The 16084-nt window shown below is 51.8% G+C and carries 15 protein-coding genes and 1 pseudogene; 7 read left to right on the top strand and 9 right to left on the bottom strand.

All coding sequences use genetic code 11. From position 1 onward, the window contains the following. The first annotated feature begins 68 nt into the window (after positions 1 to 68). On the top strand, positions 69 to 1049 hold the full coding sequence (locus tag HX778_RS16260) for an IS5-like element IS5 family transposase (RefSeq protein ID WP_000019402.1): 981 nt from the start codon (positions 69 to 71) through the stop codon (positions 1047 to 1049). 146 nt (positions 1050 to 1195) lie between these two features. Here HX778_RS16260 and HX778_RS16265 read toward each other — a convergent pair whose 3' ends face one another. The 8 genes from HX778_RS16265 to HX778_RS16300 all read right to left on the bottom strand — a co-directional run bounded on the left by HX778_RS16265 (position 1196) and on the right by HX778_RS16300 (position 7949). Continuing rightward, positions 1196 to 1756: a fimbrial protein gene (locus HX778_RS16265; RefSeq protein WP_052049051.1), complete on the bottom strand. Its 561-nt coding sequence runs from the start codon at positions 1754 to 1756 to the stop codon at positions 1196 to 1198. A gap of 9 nt (positions 1757 to 1765) precedes the next feature. Further along, positions 1766 to 2290 (bottom strand): fimbrial protein, encoded by a 525-nt coding sequence (locus tag HX778_RS16270; protein WP_038482274.1) that lies wholly within the window; start codon positions 2288 to 2290, stop codon positions 1766 to 1768. A 10-nt stretch (positions 2291 to 2300) separates the two neighbouring features. Further along, positions 2301 to 2807 carry a fimbrial protein gene (locus tag HX778_RS16275; RefSeq protein WP_176982543.1) on the bottom strand — a complete coding sequence of 169 codons (507 nt, stop codon included), beginning with the start codon at positions 2805 to 2807 and terminating at the stop codon, positions 2301 to 2303. A 10-nt stretch (positions 2808 to 2817) separates the two neighbouring features. Beyond that, positions 2818 to 3438 carry a fimbrial protein gene (locus HX778_RS16280; protein WP_038482271.1) on the bottom strand — a complete coding sequence of 207 codons (621 nt, stop codon included), beginning with the start codon at positions 3436 to 3438 and terminating at the stop codon, positions 2818 to 2820. A gap of 5 nt (positions 3439 to 3443) precedes the next feature. After that, entirely contained in the window at positions 3444 to 4196 is a 753-nt protein-coding gene (locus tag HX778_RS16285) for a fimbria/pilus periplasmic chaperone (RefSeq protein ID WP_176982544.1), read from the bottom strand. Positions 4197 to 4284: 88 nt separating this feature from the next. Next, the gene (locus HX778_RS16290; RefSeq protein WP_176982545.1) at positions 4285 to 6801 is read right to left on the bottom strand and encodes an outer membrane usher protein; all 2517 of its coding nucleotides are present in this window, start codon (positions 6799 to 6801) and stop codon (positions 4285 to 4287) included. Further along, on the bottom strand, positions 6801 to 7358 hold the full coding sequence (locus HX778_RS16295) for a fimbrial protein (RefSeq protein ID WP_176982546.1): 558 nt from the start codon (positions 7356 to 7358) through the stop codon (positions 6801 to 6803). The genes HX778_RS16290 and HX778_RS16295 overlap by 1 nt, the downstream gene beginning before the upstream one ends. 54 nt (positions 7359 to 7412) lie before the next feature. Next, complete coding sequence (locus tag HX778_RS16300) at positions 7413 to 7949, bottom strand: fimbrial protein (protein WP_038482265.1); 537 nt, start codon at positions 7947 to 7949, stop codon at positions 7413 to 7415. A gap of 240 nt (positions 7950 to 8189) precedes the next feature. Here HX778_RS16300 and HX778_RS16305 point away from each other — a divergent pair, with 240 nt between their 5' ends. After that, positions 8190 to 9398, top strand: a complete 1209-nt coding sequence (locus tag HX778_RS16305; RefSeq protein WP_176982547.1) for a hypothetical protein — start codon at positions 8190 to 8192, stop codon at positions 9396 to 9398. 64 nt (positions 9399 to 9462) lie between these two features. Here HX778_RS16305 and HX778_RS16310 read toward each other — a convergent pair whose 3' ends face one another. After that, positions 9463 to 10851: a cytosine permease gene (locus HX778_RS16310; RefSeq protein ID WP_176982564.1), complete on the bottom strand. Its 1389-nt coding sequence runs from the start codon at positions 10849 to 10851 to the stop codon at positions 9463 to 9465. Positions 10852 to 11146: 295 nt separating this feature from the next. Here HX778_RS16310 and HX778_RS25160 point away from each other — a divergent pair. From HX778_RS25160 to HX778_RS16330, 5 genes and pseudogenes are all read left to right on the top strand, one after another. Then, a pseudogene (locus HX778_RS25160) lies at positions 11147 to 11327 on the top strand (hypothetical protein); the annotation flags it as partial. Positions 11328 to 12066: 739 nt separating this feature from the next. Further along, positions 12067 to 12804: a hypothetical protein gene (locus HX778_RS16315; protein WP_176982548.1), complete on the top strand. Its 738-nt coding sequence runs from the start codon at positions 12067 to 12069 to the stop codon at positions 12802 to 12804. A 75-nt stretch (positions 12805 to 12879) separates the two neighbouring features. Then, positions 12880 to 13362, top strand: coding sequence for a hypothetical protein (locus HX778_RS16320; RefSeq protein ID WP_176982549.1), 483 nt, complete (start codon positions 12880 to 12882; stop codon positions 13360 to 13362). Between the two features lie 143 nt (positions 13363 to 13505). Next, positions 13506 to 14612, top strand: coding sequence for a tellurite resistance domain protein (locus HX778_RS16325; protein ID WP_176982550.1), 1107 nt, complete (start codon positions 13506 to 13508; stop codon positions 14610 to 14612). A gap of 50 nt (positions 14613 to 14662) precedes the next feature. Continuing rightward, positions 14663 to 16081: an SrfA family protein gene (locus tag HX778_RS16330; protein ID WP_176982551.1), complete on the top strand. Its 1419-nt coding sequence runs from the start codon at positions 14663 to 14665 to the stop codon at positions 16079 to 16081. Positions 16082 to 16084: the final 3 nt, after the last annotated feature.

Raw genomic sequence — 16084 nt, forward strand, 5'->3', positions numbered from 1 at the left:
GGAAGGTGCGAACAAGTCCCTGATATGAGATCATGTTTGTCATCTGGAGCCATGGAACAGGGTTCATCATGAGTCATCAACTTACCTTCGCCGACAGTGAATTCAGCAGTAAGCGCCGTCAGACCAGAAAAGAGATTTTCTTGTCCCGCATGGAGCAGATTCTGCCATGGCAAAACATGGTGGAAGTCATCGAGCCGTTTTACCCCAAGGCTGGTAATGGCCGGCGACCTTATCCGCTGGAAACCATGCTACGCATTCACTGCATGCAGCATTGGTACAACCTGAGCGATGGCGCGATGGAAGATGCTCTGTACGAAATCGCCTCCATGCGTCTGTTTGCCCGGTTATCCCTGGATAGCGCCTTGCCGGACCGCACCACCATCATGAATTTCCGCCACCTGCTGGAGCAGCATCAACTGGCCCGCCAATTGTTCAAGACCATCAATCGCTGGCTGGCCGAAGCAGGCGTCATGATGACTCAAGGCACCTTGGTCGATGCCACCATCATTGAGGCACCCAGCTCGACCAAGAACAAAGAGCAGCAACGCGATCCGGAGATGCATCAGACCAAGAAAGGCAATCAGTGGCACTTTGGCATGAAGGCCCACATTGGTGTCGATGCCAAGAGTGGCCTGACCCACAGCCTAGTCACCACCGCGGCCAACGAGCATGACCTCAATCAGCTGGGTAATCTGCTGCATGGAGAGGAGCAATTTGTCTCAGCCGATGCCGGCTACCAAGGGGCGCCACAGCGCGAGGAGCTGGCCGAGGTGGATGTGGACTGGCTGATCGCCGAGCGCCCCGGCAAGGTAAGAACCTTGAAACAGCATCCACGCAAGAACAAAACGGCCATCAACATCGAATACATGAAAGCCAGCATCCGGGCCAAGGTGGAGCACCCATTTCGCATCATCAAGCGACAGTTCGGCTTCGTGAAAGCCAGATACAAGGGGTTGCTGAAAAACGATAACCAACTGGCGATGTTATTCACGCTGGCCAACCTGTTTCGGGCGGACCAAATGATACGTCAGTGGGAGAGATCTCACTAAAAACTGGGGATAACGCCTTAAATGGCGAAGAAACGGTCTAAATAGGCTGATTCAAGGCATTTACGGGAGAAAAAATCGGCTCAAACATGAAGAAATGAAATGACTGAGTCAGCCGAGAAGAATTTCCCCGCTTATTCGCACCTTCCCTAGGGATAATTAAGCTCGAATGTCGCCAGCGCCTCAAATGCTCCACGACGCAAGGTATGTGCGGCCAGCGCGGAAGGTTCTCCAATAACGTAACCGTACAGCACAAGGTCGTTGGTTCCGCCGGCGAGCGTGAAAGCGGTCACGGTCTTATTGAGCGGCAAAGGTGTGCCGTCCTTCTGCTCCAGGCCAATCGCGATGCCGCTGGCGGCCGAGTTGCTAAGCGCCAGAAAACCCGGTAATTCCTTGCTCTGCGTCCCCTTAAACGTGACCTCTACCTGATTACCCAGGCTCAGATCGCACTCCAGAAGCCTGAGGGTGAAGGGCTGCGCGTGGGTGCGGGTGTTAAGGTATAAATAGGTATCGATTACCGTGCCGAAATCCAGGGTAATATCCGTCGTATTCGGATCCAGCTCGCAGGGATCGGCCACCAGCGTCCCGTCAAATTTCAGGTTGTCGCCGGTGACTTTCAGGCCACCGTTTCCTGCCGCCGCGTGCCCGGTTAAAGCCATCATAAACAACAGCATACCCACGCTGCGTCCGGCTAACGTTCTACTCCCCATTTCTGCTCCTTATAAATACTCGGCCAGCAGCGTTGCCGTAGCGGAAAACGCCCCTTCGCCCAGCTCATCGATGCCGGGATCTTTTACCGGCACAGCCTCAAGCGTGGGCGGATGCTGATAAAGGATGTCGAGGGGTTTGTTAATCTCCATCGGCTGACCGTTCTGTTTAATCTGGATCCCTAGCCCACGGATATTGGTGGCGAGCGCGCTGCGGTCAAAGGACGTTGCGCTGCCGTTTACCGCAAGGGTCAGGCGCCACGCCGGGTCAACATCGTCACAAATCAGTTGCCAGGCGATAGCCTGCTGGTAACGCACCCCGTCAACCTTATGGATGCCAACATTGTCAAAGTGGATGTTTACATCGCGATCGTTATTGATGTGGCACGGATGGATCCTCAGCGTACCGTGAAAGGAAATGTCGTTACTGTCGCCGGTTGCTGTGGCATGCGCCGACGTGAGCTGAACGCCTGGCCCGGACAGCAGTAGCGCCAGCGCCAGGCTCCTTCCGCAGCCGCCGTAAACTTTGTTCTTCACCCTGATTGCCTCAGTTATAAGCCACTTTTAACGTGGCGCTGGCGTTGAATGCCTGTCCGTCCTGAAAACGTGCGCCGCTCTGTTTTTCCAGCACGGCATACAGCGAAGGCTGGCTGGCGTTATCGAAGTTGAACCATTGATTTACCGGCAGCGTTTCGCTTCCTTTAAGCAATTTGATGCCAAGCCCGCTGGCATCGGTTTTTAGCTGTTTCCCATCAAAGCTGGCGGCGCTACCGGCAATCTGCATTTGCAGCGTTTTACCGTCCGGATCGCCTTTGCAGGTCACCTGATAGGGAACAGGCTGTTTATAGGCCTCACCAATAATTTCATTGATATAGACGTCACCGAATTCCACCTTAATCGGGTCAGATCCGCTAAAAGTACACGATGCGGTCGCCACCACCGTGCCGGTAATGCGAACATCTAAATTACTGGAGCCCGCCGCTGCCGCATCACCCGCCAGCAGCATTCCCGTCATTGCGAACAGGGCCATGGCTCCCCATCGGGCAAATATCATCTTTGGATCCTTAGTCATAATTCAGCCGGAAGCCGACCGTAGCCTGCCATGTCCCCGCCGTTAAAGGGGCCGGAGTGCGTTCGGGCTGCACGTAGTAGACCAGTGCATCATTGGTCGGGGTGACAAACTGCGGCAGCGTACGCTCGCCTAATCGCACGTCACGCCTGGCGCTATCGGCGATCCTCAACCCCAGCCCGGTGAGGCCGTTCACCTGCACCAGCTCGGGGCTATCGGCATCCCCGGGGGCCAAAAAAGTCACGCTGACGGCCGGCTGAAGCGAATCCCAGCTGCTGTTCCCGCTCCGCGTATTGAGCATCTCTGACCCGCTGCGCACGCAGTCACGCACCCTCAGCGTAAAGGCTACCGGCTCACCACGATCGCCCGGGTTTCGCAGCGCCTCGGTCGATGTGTTGCCGAGACTGACTTCCTGAGTTTGAGAAGTCATGTCGAGGCGGCACGCCCCCTCGACAAAATCGCCCGAAATATGCAGTGCCCCGTTTACGCCTTCAACGTTCCAGTTGTCGGGCAGCGCCCAGGCCGCCTGCGGCAGTACCAGCGTCAAAGCCAGGGCGCTGGCGGCGCGGTTGCACCCTACCAGAACGTGGTAATTCCACTTGTTTTGCTTCTCCATCAGCCTCACCCGGCTTTACTCCCGGTGACCCGGCAAACGTTGCCCACGCAGTTGAAGATAAGCTTCGGTCGCCCGCCGTAGTCGTTAATCCATGCCAGCATCGGTTTCTGTCCCAGCGTCGATGCCTTGATGTTCAACAAAGCATCTGAACGAGGGGCAACCATCACCGGATCGAAGCCGGCAATCGGGGGGCCGTCCGGGTGTTTGTATGCCCCGGCCAGGGTCACGTAATAGGGGCCGGGATTAATAACGCGGTATTTATCGCCTTCTTGCTTAAGCGTAATTTTTTCCTGCCACACGCTTTCGCCTTCGGATCTATTGATTTCAATGGATTCCGGCCGATAGAACAGCTTGATTCGCGTCTGCAGGGCAATCTGCAAGGTATTGGCTTTCGTGCTTTTGGGCGGGATTTCACGCAGATTAAAGTAAAACAGCGACTCTCTATCCTGAGGCAGCGTGCTGGCATTGCCTATCACCTGCAGTTTCACCTGGCCTTTTGCCAACGGTTCTACTCGCTGTAGCGGCGGAAGCGCGGTCAGAGGCTGGGTGATTTTGTTACCTTGCTCATCTTCTACCCATGCCTGGGCCAGATAGGGCAACATTTTATTCTGGTTGGTGATATTTAAACTGATCGATTTATTTGCACCGTTAAAGACGGCACGGGTACGGTCAAGAGCAATGGCCGCCGTCGCGCTTTGGCCGCTCAGTACGGCAATCAGGGCGGTGGAGGTCATCGTCAAATAAGAAAAGTTTTTCATCAATTGAAACTCGCTTTGCAGGATGTCGCCGTGCCGTCTTGCGCGGCGACCGAATTGTCATTCACGCTTTTGCCTGATAGCGGGAGGCTTAAGCCCGTACGCTTTGGCACAGCAGCCTTAGATTATCGGTAGCCGTGGGCAAGGGTTTCGGCAGACTCAGCTCGCACTGGGTTTTCCCGTCCCATACCACGCGCATCGCTTCTCCGGCATTCATTCCGGTTAACCAAACCTGGCCGCCATCGTTAACGATCCCAGCCTGATGACCGCCCAATCCCATCACTACTGCACCAAACGGCGGCGTAGTGCCGTCCGCAAGACGGACGGTGACCATCGCTTTTTCCCCGGCGATAACGCCGAAGCGACGCAGACCGATCGCGCCTTCGGTCAGGGTGCCCTGCACCACCGAGCGCGTAGCCTCAACGTCATCCGCCAGCTTGTTAACGTCCACGCTAACGCTGCTTCGGTAGTAGCTGCTGATGTCCGACACGACGGCTTTGCCAAACCGGTTAGTCTCGGTAACACCCCCGTATCCCCGCACCGGAACGCCGCTGACGCCCGAGGTATCGACCATCATTCGCGTTCCCCCCATGGTGCTTACACGGTGTAACGCAACGCCTTCCGTGGTGCCGGTGATGCCGCCCTGAGCAGAAAGGCCGACGGAGTGATAGCGGCTACCTTCGTAGCTGGCGTTGACGCTCATTTCCGCGCTATTCCCCTGATGGGTGAAGTAACCACTGCCCACCGCATTGCCTCTGCTGCCCGCTCCGGCCTTGACCCGGTAGCTGTTATTGCTATCGAGGCGGTCGAAATACCCCACCGTAGTGCTATTACCCGTACTGCCCGCCTGGCTATCGAAATTCAACGTGCTGCTGTTACCCCACGGCAATGACAGGCTGAGATACATGCCGTCATCGCTGGTGTTGTTATAAAGCGTTCGATAGGCCGACAGGTTGAGGCTGACGTTTTTAAAACGCCAGGCATCGAAATAGCGCGATAGGGAGAGGTTGTAACTATCGTTATCCGGGCGGTTCCAGTAGGTTTGGTGGCTATAGTTCGCATAGGCACTCAGGCCCAGACTGCGGAACTGCTTGTTAAAAGCGATGGTGTACAACTCTTTATTGTTGTTACCAACGATGCCGTGATAGCGCACGTTCAGATATTCGCTCATGCTCATAAAATCGCGCTGAGAAAAGCGATAGCCCGCAAAGGTGACCTGGCTGTCGTATTCGTCAAAACGTTTGGAATAGCTAAGACGCCACGAGCTGCCCGTTTTGGTGTTGTCCCCTGGCAGTTCCGCATGGGACTGAGTGACGTCAAATGAAAGCGCCCCTAACGCCAGCAAATCGCGGCCAATCCCTGCCGCCAGCGCGTGATAGTCGTCGGCCAGCAAACTCCCGCCGTACAATGACCAACCGTTATTCACCCCCCAGGAGAATTCGCCGGTGGCAAACCCCGGCCCCTGGCTACCGTGGCGGTAATCTGAAGGTTTACCCAAGGCGAGTTTGTAACGCACGCTGCCCGGGCGCGTAAGATAGGGAATGCTTGCCGTATCCACCTGAAAACTGTGCGAAGTGCCATCCTGCTCCTGAACCTTCACATCCAGCGTGCCTGAAACGGCGGTGTTCAAGTCCTGAATCCGAAACGGCCCTGCAGCGACCGTGGTTTCATGGATAACCCGCCCCTGCTGGCTAACGGTCACTTTAGCGTTGGTTTTTGCCACACCGACGACTTCCGGCGCGTAACCGCGCAGGTTTGGTGGCAGCATATTGTCATCAGACTCCATGCTGGTTCCGGTGTAGCGGAAACTGTCGAACATGCCGGAATTGAGGTAGTTCTCACCGAGCATCAGCTTCGATTTTAACGAGGGGATCGCCCGCCAGGCGTAGTAGCGGCTCCACTGCCAGTCACGCTGCGTGTTGTTCATGGCGCCACGGGTATCGTTGTACTGCCCCTGCCAGTCGGCGCGAAAACGCCAGGCCCCCAGGTTAAATCCCGTGGTTCCGTTGCCGCTGAGCGACTGGACATCCCTGCGGCTCGCGCCGGTAAAACTCGACGACTGTCCGTTAAGGTTGTAATCAAAAATGCCCCCGGCAATGCCGTCATCCCAGCGAGCAGGCGGATCCCAGTTGTCAGCGGTATATTCCAGATACGCCTGGGGAATATTCAGGTAGAGCGCGCTTTCGCCTAAATCTGCACGTGCGGTTACCCCCGGCAGGCTCGCGGTATCCAGACATTGCCCGTTGTGCCACCACCTGAGATCGCGCAAAGCAGAAGCTTTTAAACCCAGTTGAGCAATGACCTGTGGCGTAAGGCACACCTGGCTGCCCTGAGGATCGTTGTCCGGTTTAATAAAGGCTAACGTTTGCTCCGGCAGCTCGGCTTTGTTCAGACGGATAACCATCTGATACTTACCCGGCATGATGTACCCTGCCTGAGAAAACTGGCTAAGGTCAATGTGTGAACGGTCACTAATATCGAGGACATCCGTATTGAATTCTATTGCCTCTTTCGCGTATCCCTTTGCCCCCGGAAAAGCCAGCGCTACCACCAGCGCTACAGGACAACGGCGCAGCCCTGCGCCAGCTTGATATAAAACCTGCCTCATCAAAAATAATCCAGTTTAAAACGCACGGTAGTGGAGTAAGCCCCGGCCCGTAGTTTTTGATGGTTGCCCACCAAACGTAGTGAATAATCAAGGCGCATGGCGCCAGGCTGCAGCAAGCCCGCCTGCGAAGCAATGCCGGGCTGCATACGGTTTCCTGTTGCATCAGAAATCTCTAACCCGATACCTCGAGCGCCACCGTGGAGGGCAAACAGCTCGCCGTCGGTAACGGGACCATCAAAGGTCACCATGAAATGCGACCAGTCCTGCTGGTTAGGAATCAGCTGCTCAAAGGCACAATTTTCCAGATGAATACTGAATGGCTTAGAAGGGCCAGCACCGTCACGAATCACTTGTTCCAGTGGGATAGTAATCAGATCAATCGCCTGCTCCCGACTGGCCACGGCGATCGCGCAAGGCGTGTCGATGATCGAACCCTGCATGCTTACCTTTCCATGTCCCTGATCCGCCGCATTCTTCGCCAGCGCGCCTGGAGAGGCCGGGGATAGCACAAGCCACACAAACAGGGAGGGCACTACAAACGAAGCACTGCTATTCATAGGTATCTCACAAACGAAAACCGTATAGAAAAACGCAGGAGGCCTGCTGCTTGCTTACTGATAGGCCAACGTAAAATTGGCAACCGAGGTGAAGGATCCCGGCACGACCGCTGTGCTCCCGCCGTTTCCTTTGAGGTAGGCAGAGTAAGTTAGCGTGTTATCACCCTGCTGTGTTTTTGTCGCGGAGCTGGCGGTACCAAGCGGAATGTTGGTACCCTCATCGTTGGTAATACCGATAGCCGCCCCGCTGGCGCTGCTGCCGACAATAGCCAAATAGCCGGGCTGAGCGCTAGATTCCGGTCCTGTGAAAGTAATGGTGACGGTTTTATCCGTAAGCCCCGAGAGATCGCAGCTTTCCAGTTTGATATCAAACGGACGTGGGTTGGACTTTCCGCCGTTGAGCAGAGATTTATTGGAGATTTCACCCAAATCGACGGTCTGCTCAATGGTTTCAGGGGTAATTGAACATGGGGCATCAATAATACTGCCGGTAAACTTAACCGTGCCGTGGCCCTGATCGCTTGCCTGTGCCTGGCCTGCCAGTACGGCAGCCCCCATACCAAAGGCCCAAACCAATTTGGTTAATTGCATTTACTCATTCCTTTATAAGTTTCTTACTAGCGTTCTTCACAAGAGCCTCGTTACCACGACTGCGCAACGGGAATAATCTAATTTACGCTAGTGCTTTAATCACTGATATCAAAAACCGCCTCAACCCCACCAACGAGCGAAATATATAAAAAGCGTTTTTTAGAAGAAAGTCCCTGGGGGGTTCTATACGATTTAGCACATTGTTAAATCATCTACTAAATCGACACTCGGAACTAAATAATGTCTAACTCATTAAGCATACGCGACCAAAACAGCTTTATTTCAGCCTATAAAAACTTACTTAACGACAGTGACAATCGCATTCATAAAGGTGATGTCAACACGCTGAACAGAATCCTCAATAAATGCGATAAAGTTGAGGTCGGCCAGCTGCTAATGACAAAAATGGAATCATATCCAAAAGACCCTGTCGCGTTGAAAGATACTTTCAGCAAGTTATTTGACAAGCTTGAAGCACAGGACTCCAAAATGCATGACAAGAAAGAAGAGAAGCTTAAACACATTCAACAGAAGCTTGCTCCGGTCGTGCAGGACATTCACAAAAATGAAATAAATGCTCACAATGCAAAAATAAACGGCGAGATTAAAGATCTTGCCAATGGTCTCCAGCTCATTTCAAAAAATATTTATCATGAAAAAAATGAGATCACCACACTTCAGGGAAATATTGACAACGCTGAAGCGCAAATTAAAAAGCTGCATAATGAGATTAAGCCTCTGGCCGATGCGTTAAAGAATACCTCACCGAAAGACTTTGCGGCCAAAGATGCCGAGCGCTTAAAAAATACTGAAGCAAAAATCAGTCAACTCGTGGCCAAACAAAATGCCGAAATCAGTACATTAAATAAAAAAATTGCCGCGCATGAAAATAGTCGTGCGGTGCTACTCGATTTTGCAAGAAAGCACGGTGTAAGCAGTGCCGAGCAGGATCTTAAAAAAGCTGAGGATGGCTATATTTATGATAAGCGAGATACGGGGTTTGGCACCACCAGTTGGAAGGATCATCTGGGCAGCGATAAATATGCCATCAAGAACTTCGGTTACGATTTAAAAGAAGGCCGCCGTCAATATTCTGACCTCATTAAAGTGCCTAATCATGAGGGCAAACAGTGGCAAAAACTGATGCAGAACTTCGATAACGCGCCAAAAAACATTAAGGCTCTGCAAAGGGAAATATCGCAGCTTAATAATGAATATAAAAGAGATATCAATCAGGTTAAGCTTGAAAACCGCCTTTCTGCCAAACTGGAGATTGAGCAGAGAATTAATTCTAAACAAGAAACCATTCGCTCATTAGAAAAGAATAAGGAAATTGCATCAGGCGAAATCAAATCATCCTATGACTATATATCTGTGCTAGAAGCCAGGAAGAGCCCGCTCATAGCGAAAATGGACGAGCTTAAGTCCCATATAAAACAAGACAGCTAAGTCATTCTATTTCTCAGAAGCTAAAATCCACGCTCCGGCGTGGATTTTTGTTTTCAGCACAAGATCAGCGAGCCGAACTATTAGGGTAAACCGTCGCCGCCGGCAAAACGCGTTTATCCAGGCGGTGCAGGCCGTAATAGAGAATCGCGGTAGCAAACCAGCCGATAATCCACGACACGTCGTTGCCGGCGAAGATCCACGTCAACGAGCCGTGGAAGAGCGGGTTTTCGATAAACGGCAGCTGAATCAGTACCCCGACGATATACACACCAATACCAAACAGGTTCCAGCGGCCATAGCGTTTATCGGCATCAAACAGCGCGGGTATATCAACGGCGCGGCACGAAATAAGATAGTAATCGGTCAGGCCAATCGCGCTCCAGGGCACAAAGAAAGCCAGTAAGAACAGCAGGAAGTGGGTGAAATGTTTCAGGAATGCGGGTTCGCTCAGCAGCGCAATGATGCACGAGGCAGCCACCATCAGCACCACAAACAGAATGCGATTTTTTTGGCTGAGGGTAACCTGTTTGCGAAAGCCAGAAACAATGGTCGTCAGTGACATAAAGCTGCCGTAGGCGTTCAGCGTGGTGAAGGTGATTTTGCCGAAGCAGATCGCGAAATAAATCAGCATCGCCATGGTTTCGGTTTTGCCCAGCCCCACAATGTAGCCAACCTCGTGGCCGGAAAACGCGCTCCCGGCAATGGCGGCGGTGATAACGCCCAGCGTCATGGATGCCTGAGTCCCCAGCACGGTGCCGCTAAACACCGAGAAGAACACTTTCGGCCCCGAGACGTTTCGCGGCAGATAGCGTGAATAATCGGAAACGTAGGGGCAAAAGGCGATTTGCCAGGAGGAAGACAGCGACACCGCCAGCAAAAACATCGGCATCGAGAAATGGTTATTTTGCATAATAGCCGTGAGATCGGTATTGAGCAGCAGCGAACCAAACAGCCAGGCAAAAGCCAACACGCCGACAATACTGGCGACCTTGCCGAGCTTATGGATCACGCGATAGCCGAGCACCGCAATCACGATGATAATCGCGCTGAACAGGATCATCCCGCTGGCGTCACTTATCGACAGCAGACGGGCCATCGCCTGCCCCGCCAGCACGGTCCCGCTCGCGGAAAAACCAATGTACATGATGCACACCAGCACCAGCGGTATCACCGCGCCGTAAACGCCAAACTGTGCGCGGGTGATAATCATCTGCGGTAAGCCAAGCCGTGGCCCCTGCAAAGCGTGGAAAGACATGATCGATGCGCCCAGAATCTGCCCGACGAATAGCCCCACCAGCGACCAGACCACATCCCCGCCCAGAACAACGGCCAGCGCGCCGGTGACAATCGCGGTTATCTGCAAATTACCGCCGAACCAGAGGGTAAACTGGCTGAAAGGATGCCCATGACGTTCGCCGTCGGGGATGTAATCGATAGAACGGGACTCGGTCAAACGCGAGCCTTTCCTGGACTGTTCTTCTGCGGATGAAAATGAAGACATAACAACCTCGCTAAAGCTGATTAAACGCCGGAAAACCCACCACACATCAAATGACCACTCATGTATATACAAGCAAAAAACGCATTCCACACCCTGCTGATAATGAATTTGCGAACTAAGTTGTAGATTTTATGTAACCAAATTGATGTGCAGATGTACCAATATGAAAAACCGATGGCTGCTGCGCGAGGAGTAAATCAGGATCAACGTCAGTGGGAGGAGTGACTTGCTAACATGTGTCAACCGCAGGCTGACTAACGCAACGGTACTCCACAGTCTCAAAGCGGCAGGAATTAACCAGAAAATCTGGGGATTTCCGACAACATACAACCTAATAAGGCTGGAAATAAGCCAAATCGCACAGGAAGCAATTTATCCTGCCGGAAAAAAGAAAACGCGCCAAAGATAGGACCGTTCATATCTTATAAACCCAGAATCCAACTCAATCAAAGCATCTTAACGCTTACAGCCGTGTTTTCCACTAACTAAGCGACAACACCTTTCAACATCATCAAAAACCCAAAAAACACTATATAAACAACAAATTAACACAATCAGCCTGACACCTTTAGGAATATATCCTTCAATAATATTATTTATATCTTTATTTTTCAGTCACCTATCCTCTCCAGAGGATGCAAAACCTGTTTTTATTGCCCCTAAAAACATATCAAATGTGATTCAAAATCTATAATCCTCCCCCGTCAAATATCAACCTTATTTAGACAGCCTATATTTATGCTCAATATGCTAAAAGGGAACCACGATAAAAACATCATATATACCCTAAAAAATTTAGTTCACTTCACCTTTCCCGTCCTCCGTTAACCTTACCCATATCGCAATGCAGATATTTTAACTAAAATCAACCCCCAAATAAAATCAGTTACAATCCAATAGAAAACAATGTATAAAACTGAACAATAATGCCCGCTGGGTCATAATCATCGATCGCCGGTGATAATAACGATAAAAATAATACCTTAAGGAAAACATTTTACTTCCTGACGCTGATATTAATTTCGACGTGACATACGGTCAGCAATTAATGTTTTCGGCATAATAATGCCGCGTACTGCTTCGTCATAAAAAACTCTACTTAAATGAAATTTACAGGCTGAGCGCCATTTCACTCATTACTTAATTTGATTATTTAAGGACAAAATCGTGAATATCTTTAACCGAAGTTCGGCGTGCCTGCTCGTTTCCGCAGTCTTGTTTATCAGCGGCTGTGCAAATACAGGAAGCTCCCTGTTGTCCAATGCAAAACCCGACCCTCGATTAACAAGCGGCGAACAAGCTCAATTCTTCACCTCTTCTGGAGCTCAAGGCTGCGGCGTTGGCGCACTCGCGGGTGCCGGTTTGGGCGCACTGGTAGGGGCGCTTACCGGTGATGGCAAAAAAGCGTTGGTTGGGGCTGCCGTTGGCGGCGCCGCCGGTTGTGCTGTTGGTGCGACCGCAAACTATTATCTGGATGGTCTGCAAAAAGACTACGCAACCACCTCTGCACGTCTGCAGGCTATGGATACAGATATCAGTAAAGATACCGCAGCCGTAGAGAAAACAACGATCGCGATGAAGCAAGTGATCGGTGAGAATCAGGCAGCATTGACCCAAATGAGCATCCAAAAAGATAAAGCGGGATTTGATAAAGCTGCCGCTAAAAAACAGCTCGCTCAGATTGATGCCAATATCAGCGTGATGAAAGACAAAATAAAGGTCATGAAAGAAAAGGATACCGCATATAAAGTTGCGCTTCAGGCACAAAAAACTGACGACAAAGCTGACAAAGCGAAACTGGATAAGCTGAATACGGAATATACCCGTCTTAATGGTGAAATTAGCGCACTGGAAAACGAAGCGAATGGGTTGTTTAATCAGCGCCAGGCCATTTCTTTAGGCTAAACATTCAGGGCTGATATCATTATCAGCCCTACCACTTTAATCATTAGCGAATAGCCTCAATACTCAGGCCGTACCATGAAAAAATACTTACTCTTTACGTCTATTCTCCTTGCTGGTTGCGCCACTACGCCACAGGACTGTGATTTAAGTGCTCAAGACCCCGGTTTTCTAACCAAACTGAATTGTGCAACGTCTGGCGGATACAGGCAAAAAATCGATGCGCAGGAACAGCAAATTCTGCAAAGCCAGCGTGACAACAATATTGCCAAACAGAACCTCGAGATAACGCAAAAAAGAGAGCAGACCACAAACCAGCAGCTCTCCGATGAACAAGCGAGATTAGCAGCACTACGCTCAGATCTGGCACAAACACTGAAACGCCTCCAGTCCGGCAAAGTTAAAAACAAACAGAGCCAACAAGAAATTAAACAGTTACAGGCTTTACAGCAACAATCTCTGCATGCCACCAGCCCCAGCGAACTTGCTGCGATAGAGAAAAAAGTGGCCGAAGCAAAGCATAAGGTTGAAGCACTCGAACAGGCTAACGCCCTGCGCTAGCACTTTACGCGATGGGAACACGGCCTACTTTTAACACGCGGCATCATATTCCCGGATCACATGCGTTAATACAGAAGTAGCCCGTATTCGCCCCCATCTGGTCGCGTAATGCGTGGTGAAGCAAAGAATAATGACTGCGGGTTATGCAAAGACTAACAAGTGCTGCAACGATAGACGACTCAACGCTGGCAATCTATGAGGAGACGGTCACGATTATCCATCGCCACCTTCCTCCTTCTCTTGCTTTGCTCTACGCGACGGCACGTCGGAACACTGAAGGGAGACTGGAGTGGTGGACTGAACGCCAGGGGCTCGCAAGACCCGTGTTAGCACTGACTGACGAAGAGCAAATGGCAGTACAGGCTAAGCGTCAGCAATATCAGAGTATTCTTGCAAGCCTGATAGAACAACTTTCCGCCCGGGGAGAAGACAAATCAGCGCAGGCGCTGAGCACGCTGCTCAACCATTCCGGTCAACTGTTTTGCTACGACGTAGGCGGTGAGCCAGTGCTCATCAACTGGGCCATTCCTTCCGAGAGTTCCCTTCCCGTTCAGGTGGCAACACCGCGAAAGAAGTTTTTTATTCTCTTGCCGTTACTCCTTCTCCTGACACTGCTGCTGGCGCTTGCCTGGTGGTACCTACATCGTACACCTGCTGCTGTACCGCTCTCGCCGCAAACTCACCGCGAGTTAACTGAGGACAACCCCAGCATCAGCCTGAGCAAGCGCAAAGATTTCGGGCAGATCAAAATTAACCTGACATGGCAGCAGGGGGAGCAGCAAAAGCCTGTCGACCTGGATATTGCCGCGTTTATCCGCTTCAAAAACGGCGATAAAAGCGGCGTTGAAGCACTCAGTAAGTTTCTGGGCTACTACGAAAAACCTCCATATATGCTTCTAAAACAAGATCTTCGTGAAGGCGACGATCGCGACGGAGAATGGCTTTTCATCAACGGTAGTCACTGGCAGGACATCGATGAGGTACTGATTTATAGCTTCATTTATGACGGGACCAATAACTGGCAAGGGACGGAGGCAACGATCACGCTTTATGTTCCCGGACAGCCCCCCATAACGTCGACCCTGGTTGATAGCAATGAACGCAATAATGTCGCGGCTATAGCCCGATTAAAAAACGTGGATGGCGATATCAAGGTTGAGCGCCTCAATCATTTTTTCCTTAGCCGGGAGTCGCTGGATAAACATTATGGTTGGGGATTCGAATGGACACCTGGTGCGACAAAGAACTGATTATTGCGATGATGACTTTCCTTAGATCAAGGCATTACGGGATTTAAACCATGAGAAATTCGATTCAGGGGCCGCTGCTACGCACCGGGCAAAACTCTGCCTTCAAGGCACTCGGTGAGACGGGTTACCCGGTCTTCAAGATGGCGTTTCAACTCCGTGAAGCCATCTACCGGCTGGATGCGGGTCGTAATCTGGCGCGGCACCTTGCCGTGCCGCAAAATGATCAGGGTGGCGACAGGACAGACTGGTATAGCAGTTTTCCCGGGGACGTTATTCCCTGGAGCGGAGCCAGTGAAAGCGAGCAAGCTTCGGCTCGTCAGCAATTTAGCGAATTCCAGACGGCCGTACAGGCATTAAGCGAACAGATGCTCAATGCTGACCAACAGAACGCTGGCGGCGACCGGCAAGTCTTCGCACAGCTTCTAAAATCCGCTATTCACTTTCCGGATTACGATTTCGTCTATCTGGTAGATGGCGTGCTGGTCATTACCTTTTGGGGGTTTGTCCACGCCAGCGGCGAGCCACAAGCCCCCATGCACTGGCTCCTCCCCTCCTCTATACCGCAATCTGGCATGAACGCAGTTGCCTCCCAGGCCCTAAAAGTGGTCGACACTCCCCTCCAGCCGTCCCCAATCGGGGAGCAAGAGCGGGCGAAACAACCCCGTCGCTGGAACTGGCGATGGGTGCTCTGGCTGCTGCTTGCCCTGTTTTTGCTGTCGTTGATATTCGGACTGCTTCGCGGCTGTACGCCCGCCCTTTTCCTCTCAGGGCAACACGCTATCCCCCATGGCGACGGCAAAATTTCAGACGTAACGCCTGCGTGGCATTCTGACATGAAGGCCGTCAGGCCATCAGCAGAAACCTATCGTACTGCGGATACCGTCGCGACAGGCAACATTGATTCAAGCCCTGTGGCCGAAGTGGTAGATCCGCACAGCCACAACTCGACCCATACAACTGATGCCTCGACACCACTGCCGGTCACAGACGATGCGAATACCACCACGGTGGATGAACCATCACCCGGAAATATACGGCCAGACCCAATGCCTGCGGCCACAGCGCCACTACCACAAGCTGCGGCCGATCAAGGAAAGCCGCTAACTCTGCCGCCAGAACTCACAGAAGGGCCGGCTCAATTTCTAAACGGTAAATGGCGGGTCAACGGCGGGATTCAGGACAAACTCACTGGACGTCCACTGCAGCTGCAATATCACTTCAAGCAGGGCAACGGTACGGTAAGTGTTCGCCAGTCCAGCGGCGTGACCTGCACAGGTTCAGCAATGGGCAATGTGCAAAAAGGGGCCTTAAAGATTACTAACCCAAAACAAATGCAATGCAGTGATGGTTCGAACTTTATTGTTCCAACGATTGAGTGCAAGTCACCTTCCTCCGGACACGCCGATTGTGTCGGCAGCAATGATGGGGACAACACCTTCCCTATTCGTATGCTTCAACCTAATAACTGAACA

The organism is Cedecea sp. P7760, assembly GCF_013386425.1.
Taxonomy (GTDB): domain Bacteria; phylum Pseudomonadota; class Gammaproteobacteria; order Enterobacterales; family Enterobacteriaceae; genus Cedecea; species Cedecea selenatireducens.

Bases quoted from the DNA above. Each gene is read 5' to 3' on its own strand.
- HX778_RS16290 (WP_176982545.1), bottom strand. From the start codon at position 6,801: ATGAGGCAGGTTTTATATCAAGCTGGCGCAGGGCTGCGCCGTTGTCCT.
- HX778_RS16265 (WP_052049051.1), bottom strand. From the start codon at position 1,756: ATGGGGAGTAGAACGTTAGCCGGACGCAGCGTGGGTATGCTGTTGTTT.
- HX778_RS16300 (WP_038482265.1), bottom strand. From the start codon at position 7,949: ATGCAATTAACCAAATTGGTTTGGGCCTTTGGTATGGGGGCTGCCGTA.
- HX778_RS16325 (WP_176982550.1), top strand. From the start codon at position 13,506: ATGCAAAGACTAACAAGTGCTGCAACGATAGACGACTCAACGCTGGCA.
- HX778_RS16330 (WP_176982551.1), top strand. From the start codon at position 14,663: ATGAGAAATTCGATTCAGGGGCCGCTGCTACGCACCGGGCAAAACTCT.
- HX778_RS16305 (WP_176982547.1), top strand. From the start codon at position 8,190: ATGTCTAACTCATTAAGCATACGCGACCAAAACAGCTTTATTTCAGCC.
- HX778_RS16295 (WP_176982546.1), bottom strand. From the start codon at position 7,358: ATGAATAGCAGTGCTTCGTTTGTAGTGCCCTCCCTGTTTGTGTGGCTT.
- HX778_RS16320 (WP_176982549.1), top strand. From the start codon at position 12,880: ATGAAAAAATACTTACTCTTTACGTCTATTCTCCTTGCTGGTTGCGCC.
- HX778_RS16285 (WP_176982544.1), bottom strand. From the start codon at position 4,196: ATGAAAAACTTTTCTTATTTGACGATGACCTCCACCGCCCTGATTGCC.
- HX778_RS16260 (WP_000019402.1), top strand. From the start codon at position 69: ATGAGTCATCAACTTACCTTCGCCGACAGTGAATTCAGCAGTAAGCGC.
- HX778_RS16280 (WP_038482271.1), bottom strand. From the start codon at position 3,438: ATGGAGAAGCAAAACAAGTGGAATTACCACGTTCTGGTAGGGTGCAAC.
- HX778_RS16275 (WP_176982543.1), bottom strand. From the start codon at position 2,807: ATGATATTTGCCCGATGGGGAGCCATGGCCCTGTTCGCAATGACGGGA.